The sequence below is a fragment of the Mesorhizobium sp. WSM4817 genome (assembly GCF_055811135.1).
Genome location: NZ_JBVVQQ010000037.1, coordinates 1 through 17,236 on the forward strand (window position 1 = coordinate 1; position 17,236 = coordinate 17,236).

The 17,236-nt window shown below is 60.1% G+C and carries 15 protein-coding genes and 1 pseudogene; 7 read left to right on the forward strand and 9 right to left on the reverse strand.

The genetic code is table 11. The annotated features are described in order from the left end of the window. Window positions 1-670 precede the first annotated feature (670 nt). Complete coding sequence (locus AC0L2K_RS31425; protein WP_208602560.1) at window positions 671-868, forward strand: hypothetical protein; 198 nt, start codon at window positions 671-673, stop codon at window positions 866-868. Between the two features lie 18 nt (window positions 869-886). Here AC0L2K_RS31425 and AC0L2K_RS31430 read toward each other — a convergent pair whose 3' ends face one another. The 4 genes and pseudogenes from AC0L2K_RS31430 to AC0L2K_RS31445 form a co-directional block, all read right to left on the reverse strand. Next, complete coding sequence (locus AC0L2K_RS31430) at window positions 887-1,261, reverse strand: YybH family protein (RefSeq protein ID WP_473533242.1); 375 nt, start codon at window positions 1,259-1,261, stop codon at window positions 887-889. A gap of 32 nt (window positions 1,262-1,293) precedes the next feature. After that, on the reverse strand, window positions 1,294-4,698 hold the full coding sequence (locus AC0L2K_RS31435) for an adenylate/guanylate cyclase domain-containing protein (protein WP_473533243.1): 3,405 nt from the start codon (window positions 4,696-4,698) through the stop codon (window positions 1,294-1,296). Between the two features lie 241 nt (window positions 4,699-4,939). After that, window positions 4,940-6,138, reverse strand: a pseudogene (locus tag AC0L2K_RS31440) (IS256 family transposase). Window positions 6,139-6,449: 311 nt separating this feature from the next. After that, window positions 6,450-8,036 carry an adenylate/guanylate cyclase domain-containing protein gene (locus AC0L2K_RS31445; protein WP_023798997.1) on the reverse strand — a complete coding sequence of 529 codons (1,587 nt, stop codon included), beginning with the start codon at window positions 8,034-8,036 and terminating at the stop codon, window positions 6,450-6,452. 398 nt (window positions 8,037-8,434) lie between these two features. Here AC0L2K_RS31445 and AC0L2K_RS31450 point away from each other — a divergent pair, with 398 nt between their 5' ends. Beyond that, on the forward strand, window positions 8,435-10,129 hold the full coding sequence (locus tag AC0L2K_RS31450; protein WP_473533244.1) for an adenylate/guanylate cyclase domain-containing protein: 1,695 nt from the start codon (window positions 8,435-8,437) through the stop codon (window positions 10,127-10,129). A 233-nt stretch (window positions 10,130-10,362) separates the two neighbouring features. Continuing rightward, window positions 10,363-11,067, forward strand: a complete 705-nt coding sequence (locus AC0L2K_RS31455) for a gamma-glutamylcyclotransferase (protein ID WP_236378985.1) — start codon at window positions 10,363-10,365, stop codon at window positions 11,065-11,067. A gap of 244 nt (window positions 11,068-11,311) precedes the next feature. On the opposite strand, the gene AC0L2K_RS31460 is transcribed toward AC0L2K_RS31455, so the two are convergent. The 3 genes from AC0L2K_RS31460 to AC0L2K_RS31470 all read right to left on the reverse strand — a co-directional run bounded on the left by AC0L2K_RS31460 (window position 11,312) and on the right by AC0L2K_RS31470 (window position 13,174). Further along, window positions 11,312-11,731 carry a hypothetical protein gene (locus AC0L2K_RS31460; protein WP_287241048.1) on the reverse strand — a complete coding sequence of 140 codons (420 nt, stop codon included), beginning with the start codon at window positions 11,729-11,731 and terminating at the stop codon, window positions 11,312-11,314. Between the two features lie 176 nt (window positions 11,732-11,907). After that, complete coding sequence (locus AC0L2K_RS31465; protein WP_128248497.1) at window positions 11,908-12,288, reverse strand: DUF4062 domain-containing protein; 381 nt, start codon at window positions 12,286-12,288, stop codon at window positions 11,908-11,910. Window positions 12,289-12,502: 214 nt separating this feature from the next. After that, a complete protein-coding gene (locus AC0L2K_RS31470; protein ID WP_091600388.1) occupies window positions 12,503-13,174 on the reverse strand; it encodes a Crp/Fnr family transcriptional regulator in 672 nt (223 codons plus the stop codon). Window positions 13,175-13,231: 57 nt separating this feature from the next. On the opposite strand from AC0L2K_RS31470, the gene AC0L2K_RS31475 reads away from it, so the two are divergent. Further along, window positions 13,232-13,561 (forward strand): hypothetical protein, encoded by a 330-nt coding sequence (locus AC0L2K_RS31475; RefSeq protein ID WP_287176254.1) that lies wholly within the window; start codon window positions 13,232-13,234, stop codon window positions 13,559-13,561. A 706-nt stretch (window positions 13,562-14,267) separates the two neighbouring features. On the opposite strand, the gene AC0L2K_RS31480 is transcribed toward AC0L2K_RS31475, so the two are convergent. Next, a complete protein-coding gene (locus AC0L2K_RS31480; protein ID WP_236473060.1) occupies window positions 14,268-14,723 on the reverse strand; it encodes a GNAT family N-acetyltransferase in 456 nt (151 codons plus the stop codon). 180 nt (window positions 14,724-14,903) lie between these two features. Between AC0L2K_RS31480 and AC0L2K_RS31485 the strand changes: the two genes are divergently transcribed. Together AC0L2K_RS31485 and AC0L2K_RS31490 are read left to right on the forward strand one after the other, a co-directional pair. Continuing rightward, window positions 14,904-15,026 carry a hypothetical protein gene (locus AC0L2K_RS31485; protein WP_287240925.1) on the forward strand — a complete coding sequence of 41 codons (123 nt, stop codon included), beginning with the start codon at window positions 14,904-14,906 and terminating at the stop codon, window positions 15,024-15,026. Between the two features lie 178 nt (window positions 15,027-15,204). After that, window positions 15,205-15,591 (forward strand): ferredoxin reductase domain-containing protein, encoded by a 387-nt coding sequence (locus tag AC0L2K_RS31490; protein ID WP_128247666.1) that lies wholly within the window; start codon window positions 15,205-15,207, stop codon window positions 15,589-15,591. 335 nt (window positions 15,592-15,926) lie between these two features. Here AC0L2K_RS31490 and AC0L2K_RS31495 read toward each other — a convergent pair whose 3' ends face one another. Beyond that, window positions 15,927-16,616, reverse strand: a complete 690-nt coding sequence (locus AC0L2K_RS31495; protein WP_023801609.1) for an iron-containing redox enzyme family protein — start codon at window positions 16,614-16,616, stop codon at window positions 15,927-15,929. Between the two features lie 360 nt (window positions 16,617-16,976). On the opposite strand from AC0L2K_RS31495, the gene AC0L2K_RS31500 reads away from it, so the two are divergent. Beyond that, complete coding sequence (locus AC0L2K_RS31500) at window positions 16,977-17,186, forward strand: hypothetical protein (protein WP_031255812.1); 210 nt, start codon at window positions 16,977-16,979, stop codon at window positions 17,184-17,186. Window positions 17,187-17,236 lie beyond the last annotated feature (50 nt).

A 17,236-nucleotide genomic window follows, 5' to 3' on the forward strand; every position in this document is an offset into this window, starting at 1 on the left:
ATCAATTGGGAGCAACTCCGCCATGCCGCCAAGCTCAGGCCCCGGTCCAGGTGGGCAAGATGGACGCGGTGATGTCCGTCCGGATGACAACCAGTGTCCGCAAAAGGGGGTCGACTCCGGCCGGTGGCTGAAGGTCAGCTAACGAGGCGCGCTGCGAATGACCGGTAGTGGCGCAACCACGACCCTTCTTGGGATGTCGGCTTTCAGGAAGGGGCAATGCTGATCTCAATGTCCGATTTCGGGCGCGATGCAGTCCGACTACTCTACGGCTCGCTTGGGCCGCTTGCCGGCCGGCAGCTTGGGGGCCGAATCCAGTCGGTCCGGTTTCAGATCGAGGATGGGAAAATCGGCCATTCGCTACCGCGGACGCTGCTGAAACCCAATTGGTAACTCTGTTTCAAACGCGTCGTCGCAAGCTGCAAAGACGGGTGGCAGCTCTCTCAGGGCCAAGTGAAGGCCGCCCGGAGAGTGCCGATCTGAGTTGCGCTTCATGCCACCAAGATGCATGCCTTGCGAGCAAGGCTCCGCGGTTCACCAAGAACCTGAAGGGAACGACTGTGCAAAAATTCGTGACGATTGGATATGGAGACCGTGAGGGATACGACCCGCAGTGGCCGTTCGAGATGCAGCCCACGCGCACGACGCTAAGTTGCAGAAAGACGGAGCGTTGATGGGTATCGCGGGCGCTCCTGTGCAAGTGGATCTGGCTCACCGGTTCGACTGCCGGCGCCGTGATGATCGTGCAGTTGGTGATGCCGAGTTTCTTGTTATGCGCTCAGAGGCCGGCGAACGAGAACGGCTGGTGGTCCGGCAGGTGAATATGCCACGGATCCTTGCCGCCTCGGTCGGCGAGATCGTCCATTCGTAAACCCCAGGAAGCGGCGCATCAGTTCCAAGTGTGGAGGCATACTCTCCACGATCCATCAGTTTCGCGTCGGAAGATTGTGACTATGGATCCTTCGTAGCGCTGCGTTTCGCCGCCTTCGGCCGACCATTTCCCGGTCGCGTAGGCAATGTCACCGGCGGCCACTGCATCTACCAGTTCGATGCCATGGTTCCCCACACCAGCCGAGATCAATTCCTTCCAGAAGTCTTTGATAGCGCTCGTCGCCCTTATGAAGGCATGGGTGGACGGCAATACAACCGCGTCGGGTGTGTAATGAGCGGCGACTGCGTCAGCATTGCCGCTATTGAAGGCCGAATTCCAGCCATCATTCGCCTTCTGAAGCACGTCGCGGATATTCTCGGTCGGTTGTGCCATGGCGTTCCTCCTTTGTCTGTCGCCAATTTCTATTAATTGGCCGCCCGAAGGCTTTCAGCCGGTGTTGCGAGTGCTCGTGCGGCTTGCAGGTCAGGCAACGTTTGTCCCTCGGCAAACCCGGAAATGATGAGTGCGAGCCGCTCGCGAGCACCAGAAATGGGACAGTCGGCCCGCGCGAGGCTCAGTGCAGCACGCAGCTCCCAGAATCGCGCGCCCTGGGCCTGGGCAATCGCCAACGCGTCAGAAAGGCGATTTTCGGCGAGTGCAACTCCGTCTTCCCCCGATTGCAGGAGCACCTCGCCCTGTAGGCGTAGCACCTCGGCTGCAAACCATCGTTCATCGGTGCGTTCGATCCTGGCATGTGCTTCTTCAAGCAAACGGAGTGCAACATTGTGGTCGCCGGCTCTGACCTCGATCTGCGCCTGAAGAGCGATGAAATAAGGAACCATGAATTCCGCGCCGGTCGCACGCCACTCAACAAGGCCTCGTTGGAATTCCAGGCGACCCCGATCGGCATCGCCCGCCTCAGCGAGTGTCCAAGCACTCAAGATTGTGGCGCCGGCAAGCCAAAAGCGGAATCCAGCTTCGCTGGCAATGCGGGTCAACTCTGCGCAGCATTCCCGGACACTTTCGCGATCGCCAAGGATCTGGCGAATGACGCCGCCGAAGAATAATGGTAGAGCAAGGCTGTTGCGATGACCCACACGATGCGCTTCAGCAACCGCCTCGTTGTTGGCCGCCAGAGCCTGATCAGGAAACCCAAGCGGCAGCAATGTGCGGGCGAGATAGTCCAGGCACACGACCCGTGGGTCGAAGGCGTAAACAAACGCCGGCGATCTGTGCTCCTGGGGATCGTAGAGAGCCAAGGCCTGCTCGAGATGTGCCCGGGCGCGGGCGAATTCGCCGGCAGGCAGCGCGCTGACCCCAGCTGCCCGATGAGCAAAGAACGACAGTCCACAGTCGTTGCTCGCTTCCGCCAATTCAAGCAGACGGTCCGCTGCGCTGCGGGCCTCCGCCAACTCGGCAGCATAGAGGTGGTAAAGACATAGCCCGTAAAGAACCGGAAAGAGCTGACGTGTATCGCTCAGCTCTTCACAGAGCTCTCGCGCGCGACCATAAGCGGTCGCTGTCGAAGGTGCGGCGAAGCCGTGCGCAGCAACGTGGGTACTGCCGAGCGCCAACTGAGTTGCAAGTTCGCGCCGCGAACGCTCTTCGGATGGTGGCATCGCCGAAAGCCCGGTTAGGGCGTTGTCGAATCTGGCGAGCGCCTCAGTCAGGACAGAGCGAGAAAGCGCCCGACGACCAGCGAGTTCATTGTACTCGACAGCCTTTTTCACAAGGCCCGCCTGACCAAAGTGGTGGGCAAGCAGTTCGGGCTCTGTGGTTACGATTTCGGGGAAGCGTTCCTCGAGAATGGACGCAATCCGGGCATGAAGCTGCTGGCGGCGGCTGTGCAGGAGGCTGCTGTAGGCCGCATCCCGCACGAGCGCATGCTTGAAGACGTAAGTTACGTGGCTGTTACTGCCGCGGCGGAAAACAAGGCCGGCCGCTACTAGCTCGTTCGTTGCCCGCTCAAGCTCAAAATCAGGAAGTCCAGCGGCTGCGGCAAGCAACTCGTGCTTGAACTCGCGACCGATCACTGCCCCGATCTGCGCGACCTCCCGGACCGAAGCCAACCGATCGAGCCGGGCCATCAGCGAGTCGTGCAGAGTGGCCGGGACGGCAAACGGAGGCAGTGGGCCCGCCAGCACGAGTTCGCCGTCACGCTCTTCAAGCAGGCCCGATTCAAGCACCACCTTCGTCAACTCTTCCACGAAAAGCGGCACGCCCTCGGTCTTCGACAGAACCTGATCCAGCACTGTTGCTGGCAACTGCTTGCCCCCCGTCATCGCTGCAATGATAGAGGCCGCTTGGGAACGGCTGAGCCGATTCAGGGTCAAAAAAGTCGCGTGCGGAAGACCAGCCCAGCGCACTGCGCCTTCCGGTCGCGAAGTTGCAATCAGCATTATAGGCAAGTGTTGAATCCGGCCCGCGATTTGGTCGAAGAGCTCGGCGGACATCGGATCAAGATAATGCGCATCCTCAAGCTGCATCAGGACCGGCTTGCTGCGGGCCAGTGCCTCCAGCTGCTCGATCAGCACCTCGAATGTGCGAGACTTCTGTTTTTGCGCCATCAGGTCGAGCTTGGGATAGTGTCCCTCGGTCGGGATCGACAGCAATGCCGCGATTAGTGGTATCGCCTCATTGGGGTTCTTTGTCGAACCGGCGAGCAGTTGCTCAAGAAAATCAAGCTGACGCTCGGGCGGGTCCGTCCGCTTGATGTTCCCGGCCCGGAGCAACTGATCCGTCACAGGATAGAGGGCGGTTTCGAGGTGATAAGGCGAGCAGTAATACCGCAGTCGCGTGTGTGCCTCGTCTTTTAGGCGCTCCAGCAGTTCTTGCAGAATGCGGGACTTGCCTATGCCAGCCTCGCCGAATAGCTCGACAACTTGGCCTTCCCCGGAAGCGGCAAGCCGCCACCGATCGAGGAGCAGGGCGATGTCATGTTCCCGCCCTGTAAGCGGCGCAGCTTCGGCTGCGTGAAGTGCTTCGAAACGACTCTCGGCGCGTCCCTCTCCAATCACCTTGAACGCGTTTATGGGCGCGTCGAAGCCTGGCAACCGCTGCGGCCGGATTCTGGTCACCTCGAACAGCTTTCCGATAAGTCTATAGGTAAGCTCCGAGATGACTACCGTTCCCGGCTCGGCCAAAGTTTGGAGCCGAGCTGCAAGATTAGGGGTCTCGCCCACGACTGCATTCTCTTGCGCGGCACCTACACCAATCAGGTCGCCCACGACTACGACGCCAGTTGCAATGCCGACCCGGACCGAAAGTTGCTGCCCGTCATCCAAAGACAAGTCGGATACGGCAGCGACCACCGCAAGCGCCGCGCGAACAGCGCGCTCGGCCTCGTCCTCGTGTGCCTGCGGCCAACCGAAATAGGCCAATACTCCGTCGCCCATAAGCTTGGCGACGTGCCCCTCGTAGCGAACGACTTCGCCAGCGACAGTATTCTGAAACTTCCTTAAGAGGTCGCGCATCTCCTCAGGGTCAAGCCGCGTCGCAAGCGCGGTAGAACCGACGAGATCCACGAACATGACCGTCAATTGACGCCGTTCTGCCTCGCGAGGCCGTCCAGGTTCGCCGGAGCGGTCAACCGAAGCCGACGTTCGGATTGGTGAGGCTGAAGCTGGTTTCGCCGGCTCTAACGCCGGCTCTCCTTGCATCGCGGCAATTGCCTCCAGGATGCGCTTGCGGTGGGCAAGCGCGGCAACCCCGATTTCTTTCAAGTCCTCGGCGGTGAGGCGCGGCAGTATTTCGGCATCAATCGCGTTTTCGTCGAAAGCCAAAATGTACTGCTCCAGGCCTAAACCTCTGAGCCAAACTGCGATATTCATTGGGCTCCCTCCGCAGCCATTTGGCCTCGCTTCGGTGGGGCAGGAAACATATCACAAAGGCATCGCGATAACACGCGAGTTCGTGTGTCGAAGGCCTGACATTCGGTGAGAACCCCGCAAAACGCCGCCAATTGGCGCAACCGCGGCCTGCAGCGTGTTCCCCGCCGATGTCGATCGTGCCCCATGGCGTGGTGTAGGTAACGGCATTGGTCGCCGTGCTCTCCGGCAAGGGCCGGACTGATCAGCGCGCCACTGCCGGCAGGCTGATGAGCGGATCATCGCTCATCTGGCTGATGGTCTCAAGGGTCATGTAGCGCGCCCGCCGCACGGCCCATTCATCATTCTGTTCGAGCAGGAGGGCGCCGACGAGACGGACTATGGCATCGTCATTGGGGAAGATGCCGACGACCTCGGTCCTGCGCTTGATCTCGCCGTTGAGGCGCTCGATCGGGTTGGTGCTATGCAGCTTGGCACGGTGCTCCTTGGGGAAGGTCATGTAGGCAAGCACGTCGGGCTCGGCGTCGTCCATGATGGTGGCGAGCTTGGGCACCTTCGGCCGGATCTGGTCGGCAACGGCGCGCCATTGGGTGCTGGCGGCCTCGGCCGTCTCCTGGGCGAAGGCGGTGGCGATGAAGGCCGAGGCGACGCGGCGGCCGCTCTTGCCGGCATGCGCCAGCACGTTCCTCATGAAATGGACCCGGCAGCGCTGCCATGTCGCGCACAGCACCTTGGTGACGGCCGCCTTGATGCCTTCATGGGCATCGGAAACGACGAGCTTGACGCCGCGCAGGCCGCGGCGGGTCAGCTTGCGCAAAAACTCCGTCCAGATCGGCTCGGCCTCAGACGTGCCGACCTCGATGCCCAGCACTTCGCGCCGGCCGTCTGCGTTGACACCGACGGCGATGATGACTGCGACCGAGACGATGCGTCCGCCGCGGCGCACCTTCAGGTAGGTGGCATCGATCCACAGATAGGGCCAGTCGCCCTCGATGGGCCTGTCGAGGAAGGCCTTCACCTTGCCGTCGATCTCCTCGCACAGCCGGCTGACCTGGCTCTTGGAGACGCCGCTCATGCCCATCGCCTTGACCAGGTCGTCGACCGAGCGCGTCGAGATACCCTGGACGTGGCCTCCTGGATGACGGCGATCAGCGCCTTCTCGGCCATGCGCCGCGGCTCAAGGAAGCTCGGGAAGTAAGAGCCCTTCCTGAGCTTGGGGATGCGCAGCTCGACGGTGCCGGCCCGCGTCTCCCAGTCTCTGTCGCGGTAGCCGTTGCGCTGGACAAGCCGCAGTGGGTTCTTCTCGCCATGGGCCGCGCCGGTGGCGGCGCCCACCTCCAGCTCCATCAGCCGCTCGGCGGCAAAGCCGATCATCTCGCGCAGGATATCGGCATCGGGGGTCTTCTCTACGAGCGTGCGCAGGTTCATCATGTCGTTGGTCATCGGTGGTTCCTTCGAATCAGGTTGTGTCAGCAACCCAACCCTACCGAAGAACATCGATGACCGCCGCTGCGCCGCTCGCTCGCTACAGCGCTGTTGAGGGCGCTCGCGAGCGGCTTCGCTATCGCCGACCTACACCACGCGGTGGGACACGACCCCGATGTCTGCTTATGGGCAGTGGCAAGGTCGCACTCTACGGCCGACATGGGGCGCGAAGCGGTCATCCATGGCTCCACTACGGGAGTCTGCTTCGGGTCGAGGGTGCGTTTCCGAAACGGCTCTGTAGCGGCAGAACCGGACGTTCAAGGACCCTGCTAAAAAGTAGCGGGCTTGCTTCGGGCGGTTAAGGCCAGGAGCGCCTCCGAAAGACGTTTCTTTGCCCGTTCGACCCCGTTCTCGTCGATCGCTTCGACATCGAGGAACAGGTCGAGGCCAGTCGCGTGCTCGCTGATGACCTGAGGGCGCTGTGCCAGTTCACCAAGGAGGCCCTCGACTTCATAGGGGACAACCTCCCGACTGATCCCCTTCATGGCGATCGGCGCCAACGGACGCGCTCGGACAAGGTCGCGCACGAGCGCATAGGTCTCATAGCTAAGGCAGATGCCGCCAGGTTCGGCAATCGATTGCAGGCGGGCCGCTAGGTTCGCTTCGGCCCCGATGATCGTGTAGTCCATGCGATCATCGGAGCCGAAGTTGCCGACATTGCAATAGCCCGTGTTGATGCCCATGCGAGCTCGGAACGGCTGCTCAATTCCTCGATCACGCCACAACCTGTTCAGCTGCTCTAGCCGGCGCTGCATGTCGACAGCCATGCGCAAGCAGGCCCTCGCGTCCTCCTCGACACCCTTTGTCTCGGGGTCTCCGAAGAACACAAGAAGTGCGTCGCCGATGAACTTGTCGACCGTAGCCTCGTGCTTGAGCGCGATCATTGACATCTCGGTGAAGTACTCGTTGAGGAGTGCCGTGAGGTCCTCAGGCTGGAGCCGTTCCGCGATCGCGGTGAAATCTTTGATATCTGAGAAAAAGATTGTGAGCTTCTTGCGCTCGGTCGCGATAGTCACGTCCTTTTGGCCGCTGAAGATGCTTTTATAAATTTGAGGCGAGAGATATTTGGCGATCTTCAATGAAATTGCGGCGAGAAAGTCGTTTGCCTCGGCGAGTTCCGTGTTCATGCCGTGAACCAAGGCGGACTGCCGACGCTGCAGGAAAATGAACGTTAGACCCGCCGCAGCTGCGAAGCCGAAATACAGAAGCAGATACTTGAAAGAGAGGACGTTGGCCCCGATCGGCTGGGCGACCGATATCTCCTGGATACCTCGGACATCCCCCACCTTCCAGTCTGTCTTGGGGCTGTCCGGGTGCGAGTTATGGCAGTTGACGCAGACTTGTCCCATTACTACGGGAGCCGCCGCGCGAACGTGCCGGTCAAGCAGCGAACCCGAGGCTTCGATGATGGGCTCACTTGGATTGGCGCGAAAGGCAGAGATTGCGTTGCGCTCGAATGTGTCTAGCTGGTGGGGCTCGCGGCCTTTGAAAGGTAGGTCCGAGACGAAGCGATATTTGACGGACCCGTCGTGGGCGCTGATGCGCTTGCCGAGTTCGATTGAGAGGGTTGCTGGGATAGGGATCGCACCTGGCACGTCCCTGTAATTGTGCGTCGCGGTCACGGCGCCGTCTGCTTTCAGGACCCGTCCCACGACGTCGCTGCCGTAGAATCCGCGCATGTCGTCGATGATCCGGCTGATTTCGCTGGCTTGCGTGCGCAGCATGCGTTCCGACAGATCTCGGAGGTCGAGCCAGGCTGCGACGGGCAGACCTATAAGGCCGACGACCACTGCCGCAACCAGGAGCGGTCCCATGGTGCGTTGCTCACGCGCAATCTGTTCACGCAATCCAGCCATTGTCCAGGTTACCGCCCACCCGTAATCCAATACCTGAACTATACCTTCATTCGCGGCTCGCTACCAGCGCCAGTGGCTCGGTGAGAACACGATGGGGCCGGAAGCGGACTTGCGGCTTCGAGGCCTGGAATGTGAGAAGCGGACATTCAGGCGCCCCCCATGCATCGACGTGAACTGACCCATTCCGGCCGTCGCGCCGTTTCTTCTGAAGGTCGCGAAAGGGATGGAAGCCGGACTACGCACAAGCGCGCTTTGTGTTAGACGTTTCGGCAACCTCTTCGAGACGTTCGCAAGGCGCTTTCCCGATCGGCCGGCTTCGCAATGCGCTAAGCTCCTGACCTGATACGCCTAAGACGATGGCGCTGCCATTGGGAGATCGCCCGCCACGGAGCTTCGCTATGAAACGCAAAATGGCTGCCCTTATGGTCGGCGATATCGTCGGCTATTCCGGAATGATGGAGCGAGCCGAGGAGCAAACCGCGGAACGCTTGGCTAGCCGTCAGGCCCTCATTTCGGAAAAGGTCGATCTGCTCGACGGCCGGGTTTTCAAGACGACGGGCGACGGGGCCCTTGCCGAATTTCCGAGCGCCGTAAACGCCGTGCGCAGTGCATTCGAGATCCGCAGCGCGCTTGCAGGCGCACAACAGCCCGACACCGAACCTTTCAGGATGCGGTTCGGTCTCCATATCGCGGATGTCGTGGTGCAGGGCGATGATCTGGTCGGAGACGGCGTCAACCTCGCGGCGCGCATACAGGCGGCAGCCGAACCAGACTCGATCTATGTGAGCGGTGCGCTCTTCGATCATGTCCGCCGCAATTCTGCGTTCATATTCGACGATATGGGCGAGCGGGCGTTCAAGAACATTACGGAATCGGTGCACCTCCATCGGGTCCGCGGCGAGATCGGAGCGCATCGGCTGCAGTCGGCGCCGACGCAACTGGTCATCACGACGGAACGGTGGCCGGCATCGGTCGCGGTGCTCCCTTTCCGGGTTTCGGGCGACGACGAGAACCAGCGCTATCTCGCCGAGGGCCTCACCGAGGAGCTTATTGTCGAACTGGGGCGGTTTCGGCGTCTTTCGGTCAGTTCGCGGAGTGCGAGCTTCGCGGTTGCGGACTCCCACCCGGATCCGGTGAGGGTCGGCGGGGCTCTGGGCGTTCGATATGTGCTTGAGGGGCAGGTGCGCAAGATCGGAGAGCGGGTTTCGATCAGCCTCACGCTGTCGGAAACCGACCAGGGGACGGTGGTCTGGAGCGACAAGATCCAGCGTCCGTTCGAGGAAATCCTCGCCTTGGTTGATGGAACCATCGCGAGGATCGCCGCGACGGTATCCGGACGGATGGAGGACGCAGCCATGGTGGCGGCGCGCCGAAAGCCGCCAGAAAACATGACCGCCTTCGACTGCCTCTTGCGCGGGCTCGATCATCACCGCCTGGGCGGCGTCACCGACGACAATGCCCGCCAGGCCGTCGGCTGGCTTTCAAAGGCGATCGAGGCCGATCCGCACTACGCGGCCGCCTATGCGTGGAGGGTCTGCGCAGCGTCAGGGCTGCCGGGTTTCGACCCCGAGCAAGGTCGACGGGACATTTGCCGCGCGCTCGAGCTTGACCCCTGCGATGCCGAGGCAAACCGGATCATGGGCGCGTTTGAACTTATGGGTGGCAACTTCGACGAGGCACTGGCGCACAGCCGCAGAGCAATGGAATTGAACCCGACGGATGCCTACATCAAGGCAAAATGCGCCGCGATCTTTACCTTTGAGGGCGAAGCAGAGCGTTCCTTGCGTTTGCTCGACGACGCCGAAATGCTTGATCCATTCCTTCCTGTGTATTGCGTCGAGGAAAGGGGCGTGGCCCTCCATTCGCTGGGCCGCTATGCCGAAGCAATTGAATCCCTCGGTAGGCTAACGTTTCAGACCAACAGATCGCGCCTCTATCGGGCGGCTGCACTCGTAGAACTCAACCGAGTCGACGAAGCCAGTCGGCTCGTTAGAGAAGCTGTCGGGGGCAAGCCAGATCTTACGGCCTCGCCCTCACCAGCGGCGAGTATTACCGCGATCCTGAGAAAGTTCGGGAGCTTGGCCGCTTGCTGAGAAAAGCAAGTTTGCCGCCATAAGGTCACTGAGCGACCGTTTGCTGGTAACGACAACCCGTTCGACAACGCAGTGGATGTCTCAATGGCTCGACTCCGGCCGTTTGCGATCGAAACAGGGAATGGCGGGTTGTGGCGCATTCAAGCCGTGCGTTGGTTCGTATCTTGCAACGCCGGTAGCATCTGCCAAGGATACGCGATCCTGATCCGATGGAGCACGGGATGCCAAGCCAAATGAGAAAGCTGACTTTGACTGCGGACCATGTCGCGCGGGTCCACAAGGTCGTTCAAGACCAGGGTTTGACGGCAGGTGCCGAGCTACACACCGATGCTGACTACGACCGCTGGGTCGAGCAAATGATCCGAGCTCATCCGGCCCCGAAGGCACCGACCCGCCTATTCGCTTACGGCTCGTTGATCTGGAAGCCGGAGATCGAGCACATCGGTGAGCAACTAGGCGCTGCTCGGGGTTGGCATCGTGCTTTTTGCTTCCGCATGACCCGTTTTCGGGGCACGCCAGAGCAGCCCGGCCTTATGATGGCCCTCGATCGTGGAGGGCAATGCCGGGGCGTCCTGTACGACCTACCGGAGGACAACCTCGAACGCCAATTCGGCAAATTGTTTCGACGCGAGTTCACCTACAAGCCGGCCAATAGCATGCCCCGCTGGATCACGGTCGAGACCGCCTCGGGAGCCACGCCGGCGTTGACCTTTGTTATGAACCGCGCCTCGCCTCTTTATGCCGGTCGTCAGTCACTTGAAGCAGTTGCCGATGTCCTGGCCCGGGCCTGCGGTCATTGGGGCACCGGGGCCGAGTACTTGCTCAACACGGTTTCTCACCTCGAAGCCAAGGGGATACGCGACCGCAACCTCTGGCGACTTCAACGCCTTGTGGCAGAGTTGATAGAGCGAAACCCGGCGGAGCGGAACGTTCTTTGAGCCAACGGAGCGCACATCTCTTCAAGCGTCTGCAGTTGGCGCTCTGTGCTCGTTGCGGCCGACCGATTCAAACGGCAGGGCCTAACCCATCTCGGCCATTCGCGGCATAGCCAGAATGACTGAGTTTTACCCTAGTCTTCCTCCCGAAAATCCTGCAGCGAGGCATGGCGCAGATTCTCCTCGCCGCGGAGATGCTTCACGCGGCCGATCAGCACCGGCTTGACCCATTGCGTCGCCGGCCGTTTCATCCCGTTTGGCGGGCTCCTGCATGCTCCTGCACCCGTTTCCAGAGCCGTTCGCGCAACTCCCGGTTCAAGGTAATGAAAGCCGAGCCGACATAGCGTCCGTGCCGCGCTCGGCCATGAGCGCGAAAGCCGGCTTGCCTGCCTCGCGCTCGACGCCAAGAAGTTCGTATTCGTCGCTCGAACAGGCCTTGGTCTTCAGCCAAGCCGTGCGACACGATCACGATGGCGAGGTGACGCTTGTTCACGATGACGGGACCGTCACGGTTCGGCTTCACGGCTACGATGTTCCGGTGACGACGCGCGGGGAACGCCTCGCCGAAATACCGGACCTCTCCACCGCGTCCGCCCTCGGCAATCGCGACAGCATGCTTGGCTTTCGACACATCGACACCGACGTAAAAAACGTTATCTTGCGCCATGGCCCGTCGTTCTTCGCTTGGGGCTCGGCTCGGCACTCCCGAGCAAACCCCGTTGCTAAACAGCTGCAAAAACTAAGGGCGGGCCGCCGCTCAGACCACGGTCATAACGTCTAATAGCCATCGCAACATTACCCGCCAAATCGTCCTTGTTGCGCCAATATTTGACGAGCTTCTTTTCATACAGCTTTCGGAATCTCTCGAGTTTGGCCTTTTTCTCGAACTTCGACCTTTTCCGCGGCCCACGTCTTGCGAGCACCGCCTTCGAGCAAAAACGCCACGGTAGGCACGCCTTGGGCGACGGCGTACCCGTACTCCATCTGGGTGTAGCTCTTACCCTTCAACTCTGAGCCGTACCGCTCTGCTACGATGAGTACGTAGTAGTCGCTGTCATCGATGCGCCGCTTGATGTAATCCCATTGAGTGTCGTCGCTGGCTTGGAATGCCGCCATCCCCACAGGAATATGCCCGAGGTTAAGAACGGCCTCGATGACCGACCGTTTTTCGTCCACCAAATCGGCGTAGGTCGAGCTGACGAAGATTTGGTATTTAACGTCCATGCGGCTTCACCCTTCGATCCGCCCTTGTAAGTCTGCAAGCAGGCGTTCCGTGCCCGCATCAAGAAGCCCAGTCATGATTCTTGCAAGGGGTGAAGCGATCAAAGCCCGACCCGCGCGCTGGCACGCTAGGTTGCCCGGTTTGCCGGAAGGAATAATCACTTGCGGCCGAGGAGTATGAAACGTGCGGTGCCCCCCGCCGCAGCGACAGCCTTCGCTATTCCTTCTTGTCGACCAGCGCCCGTAGTGCCGAGACGTCATGCAGCAATAACCTGCTGCCGCGCTTTTCGATCAGGCCTCTCTTGGCGAGGTCGCTCATTTCGCGCGAGACCGCTTCCCTGTGCGTGCTCATCGTTGCCGCCAGCTCGGAATGCGTCGGTGCCGGGCTTATGGACACCTCGCCGTCCACGAGTGCGGCTTTCTCCGCCCGATGCAGGAGCTCGACGATCAGCCGTTTTCGCACGACCAGAGTGCTGTATTCGAATACCCGCTCGGTCATGCGCCGGAGCTGGGCAGACAGATGCTCAAGCAGCATCCAGGCAAAAGTCGGGTGGGTCATCACGATATCCCGGAATGCTGTGCCGGACAGCCGTGCAGCGCGGGTTGCCTCCAGCGCGACTACGCTGGCAGAGCGTGCAATCCCGTCAATGCCTCCGAGCTCCCCGAAAATGTCACCCGGTTCGACATCGCGATACGCTATCTCCCTGCCGTCCGCTGAAACCAGTGTCACGCGAGCCCGTCCTTCCAGCAGGAAGAAGACATCGCGACCAGTGTCGCCGTGGGAAATGATCAGCTCGTTGTGTCGATAGCTGCGCTCGTGCCACCGTTTGGTCAGCGCGGCGAGGTCGGCATCGCAAAGTCTTGAGATGAAGGCCGGAGAGCCTGTCACAACAGCCTCTTGTTCAATCAGGTGTACTTCATCTTACTCCCTATCCAAGGAAATTTGATGGCCGCAGGCCCCGCTTTCCGGAAAGCAAAACTGGGAGCGGATTTTTCCAATGTTTTCCCCGGTGTGGGAATTCCCACAGCCGAGCCTGGTTCGACTGTCATATCCTTGTTGCAACGTCAGGCCCGCCGGCTCGTGCGCAAGCCGGCGAAAGGAAAGGGAACAGTCATGAAATTCTTGGCTCCCGTCACAAAACTTGCTGCCGGGTTTCGCAAATTCGTCGCGCCGCGCTACCGCCCGGAGCTTTATTACATGCGTGGCCCGGGGCCAGCCACCGCCCGCCGTATGGGCACGCGGCGGCAAAACCAATCCATCGACCACTACGCCTAACTTGCCTCGCGGACGGCTGACGCTCTCGCCCGGAGTGCCGTTCGCGCCGTTCCGTACCGGTCAATTCAGATCAATGAAGGTACGATCTGATCATGGTTATAATTCATGCTGCCGCCATTGGTCCATTTCGCAGGTGGTTACGCCTCCGCGCCGAGGGAAAAGCTCTCTTGTCGGCAACGGACCAGTTGAGCCGTTTACCCGATGACGTTCTTGGCGACATCGGCATCTCACGTGACGAAATCATGTGCGCTTTGCGAAGCCGCGCCATCCGTCATGCGGAGGCAGGCGCGGCCGGCACGACGATCGAGCGCACCAGGATCGCTTCGGCCTCGATCCCGAAACGGTTGGCCGCCGGCAGTAGCTACGCCTCGGCCGAGATCCCCTTTGGCTGGTCCACGAGCGCGCGATCGAGCCTTACATCGCGGCTTCGACAAGCAGCGGCGCGCGGACGGGACCTTCGAACGGCACTACACCTGCGACCCCAAGGACTGAATGTTGACCGACGGGAACTGGGGAGGATCTCAAAATGATCATGTCAGTTGTTAAGTCCCTCGCGCTCGCTCACGCTGACATGCCAATCAAACAGCTGAAAGACGTCTATTTGGATTGCGAACGGGGAGGCCGCCGGTGCGCTGGGGACGGAAGACGTGATGTACTGTTCGATGCGCGAGTTCCGACTAGGCGCGCGATAGCAGTTTGCGCATAATCAACGATGCATGGCCTTCTGCACCGTGCAACGCGGCCACTTCGAACCATGTTTGCGGTAAAAGGCCATTGCCCGGTCGTTTCCCTCGAGCACTTCGAGTGCGATGCTCAGGATGCCGGAATGGGCGGCAAAGACAGCGTGCAATATATTAGCGGCTAGCCCGGTGCCGTACTCGCTTTGATCGATGTGGAGCCGGTCAAGCATGACGTCGCCGGCTTCATTCATCTTAGCCATCGCGTAGCCGGCAATCGAGCCGTCTGGCCGTTCTGCCACGAACGACATTTTGTTGGTGTCTGTCAGTTCCGCCGCAATCCGCTGCAGCGTGTGATCTTCATCCGAAATCAGGGCCGCGGTCTCGGCACCCATGATTGGCGAGTACGTTCTGCGCCAAGACTCTCCAATGAGCAGCGATACCGACGGCACGTCCTGCTCCGTCATGGCTCTGATTTGCGTCATCGATAACGTCCCCTGCCGGTCAATTATAGCGTTGCCGGACGGGCCGCTCAAATTCGGAGCGGCGGCCTACCGCCGCTTCATCGCATGGGGGTCACGTCGTTCCCTACATCTACCATCAGGCATGGTCCGCAGGTCGACTCCTACCGATGAGCTAACGTCCGCTCTGGAGAAGCACCGCGAATGTCTGAACATGGCGCTAGTTACCGGTTCGGGCCGCCGGCTCAAGCGGCAAAACCTGACCCGTTCGAGACCTTCATTCTCGGCGTTGCGAATGGCAGCAACGCGCCAAATGTCGGCCATTGAGGTGATCTTTGCTGTTGCCCGATAGCAGACGTTGCCGGCGATTACTCTGGACATCGTCGTTGCGCCAATTCCGGACGTTGATCAGGCTTCTCCGTTGCAGACATTCGAGCTACGGCTGGAGCTACCGAAGCCAGCCGTTGCTACCAAGTTTGGGTGATCCTCCCACGCGTCGACGCGAGTGAAGGGCGGCCTCGTTTCAAACTGGCTCCACGATAATCTCCGGCCAGGCCACGACATTGAAATAGAAGGGCCTGTCGGACGGTTCAATTTCGACGACCTGCCATGTGAGAAGCCGCTCTTTCTTTCGGGCGGCAGCGGCATCAGTCCTGTCAAGTCGATGCTGCGGGCGCTAACGGACCGGGCATCTGGCCATGACATTCGTTTCATTCACTGCGCCCGGACTGCGGACGACATCGTCTTCCGCTCCGAATTGGAGGCGCTCGCCGCGCGATTCTCCAATATTGATGTAAGCTTCGTCTGCAGCCAGGAAGGTTCGGCATGGCAAGGCCCTACGGGTCGGATCGACGGCCCCATGCTCCTGCGGCTGGCTCCCGACCTTCACTAGCGCACGTTATATCTCTGCGGCCCCGAGCCCTTTATGCGAACGGTTCGGGCCTGTCTCGCGGAGATCGGCATCGCGTTCTCGCAGTATCACGAGGAAAGTTTCGGGGGCGCGGTGGGCAATTCCATGCCTCCGCAATCGGCTGTCGCTGGCCCAACGCGCGTCCGCTTCGCCCGGTCTGGCGTGGAGCATCTTTGTGCGCCCGGAGAGATCCTGCTCGATGCGGCGCACAATTGTCACCTCTACATCACCAAATTGTGCAGACGGTGCTGGCTACACCTTGCACACAGCGAACGAGCAGGTCGGCTATGCGACCTGTCGTACGCGGTTGCTGTATGTCACCGAACCCTTCTCGCCAAAGACTCGACGGGTCTCAAGGATTGGACGCTCCTGGAGAGCCACTCGCAAGTATGAAGGACGCTCACGCCAATCATTTCGAGATGGATTTTGCCCAGCGGGAGTTCATTCAATGTGTCGTCGATCTCGGCACTATGTGTCGGATCAAGCTCTCCATGAATTCTCAATGTCCTGAATGCCGCTTCAGGAACGCCCGACCGATCTCGGATTTCATCGACACGCTGCTTGGAAGGAGGAAATGCTTCGAGAACTGTGATGTATCCCATCAGCATGATCGGGTGGTGATGGTTCAGCCAGTAATATTGCGAGCCAACGAGATTGGCCAACTGGGGCGAGGGCACAATCGAAAGCGCACAGTCCACATCGTAACCTGCTGAAGCAAGATCCTCGAGCGCCCAAGCATCGTGGTCCCGCTCATCTTCGATATGGCCGAGATAATAAGCACCCAACCTTCTCGCCAAAGGATCCGTTGCCGCCAGCTTTTCACAGACTTCAGCCCCACGGCCCATCAGCGGGACTGAGGCCCGCATCAGCTGGTGAAGCAAGACTAGGTAGGGTGGGACGACCTGTTCCAGCGGATCGTGGCTCCACAGCTTCTCGAACGCAGCCTCGAGCGGGCCGATACAGAGAGCGACTTTGGTCCTGACGCTTTCACTGTTGGCGATGGACATACTTACAACCTTCATGAGAGGACATAACGAACTGAGCGCTCATGAGCCGAGGGGGCCAAGCCGTCGAACTCCCGGCAAACTCCCTCCGATTCGCCTTGGCGTTCTGAGATGTGACCCATTCTGCTGGAACTCGCGTGCACATTCAACTCGTCACTTCGGACGTCATCAGCGTCACTACTGTCGGCCACGACGACACCTGCCCCTGAACGAGAATCCTCCGCAGCGCTCAGGCAATTCAGATGTATTATGACCTGCTAATAATGACTGGACAGTTCCAGGAGACCAATTACAATAGCGCTCGATATCTTCGCATTGCTGCTTCACAGACTGTTTCCAGATCGCGAGATTCAGGGGGAACCGATGCCGGATTTTGCAAAGAATTTCCAAAGCTTGAAAGACAGCGGGGTAATCCCCGACATCCAAGAGAACATGTTGCCGCCGAATGTTCACGATGTGATTTCGAACTTGAGTCCTGATGAAATAACGGTTCTTAAAAAGATCGCGGAAAGCACCGGGTCTCATCTCACCTTACACAACAAAGATTACCATTTCGCAGTTTGCGGCTTGTAAGAAGGCTGAGGCACTGACGTCCCGGCTTAGCACCTGGCCCGCCGCGAAGG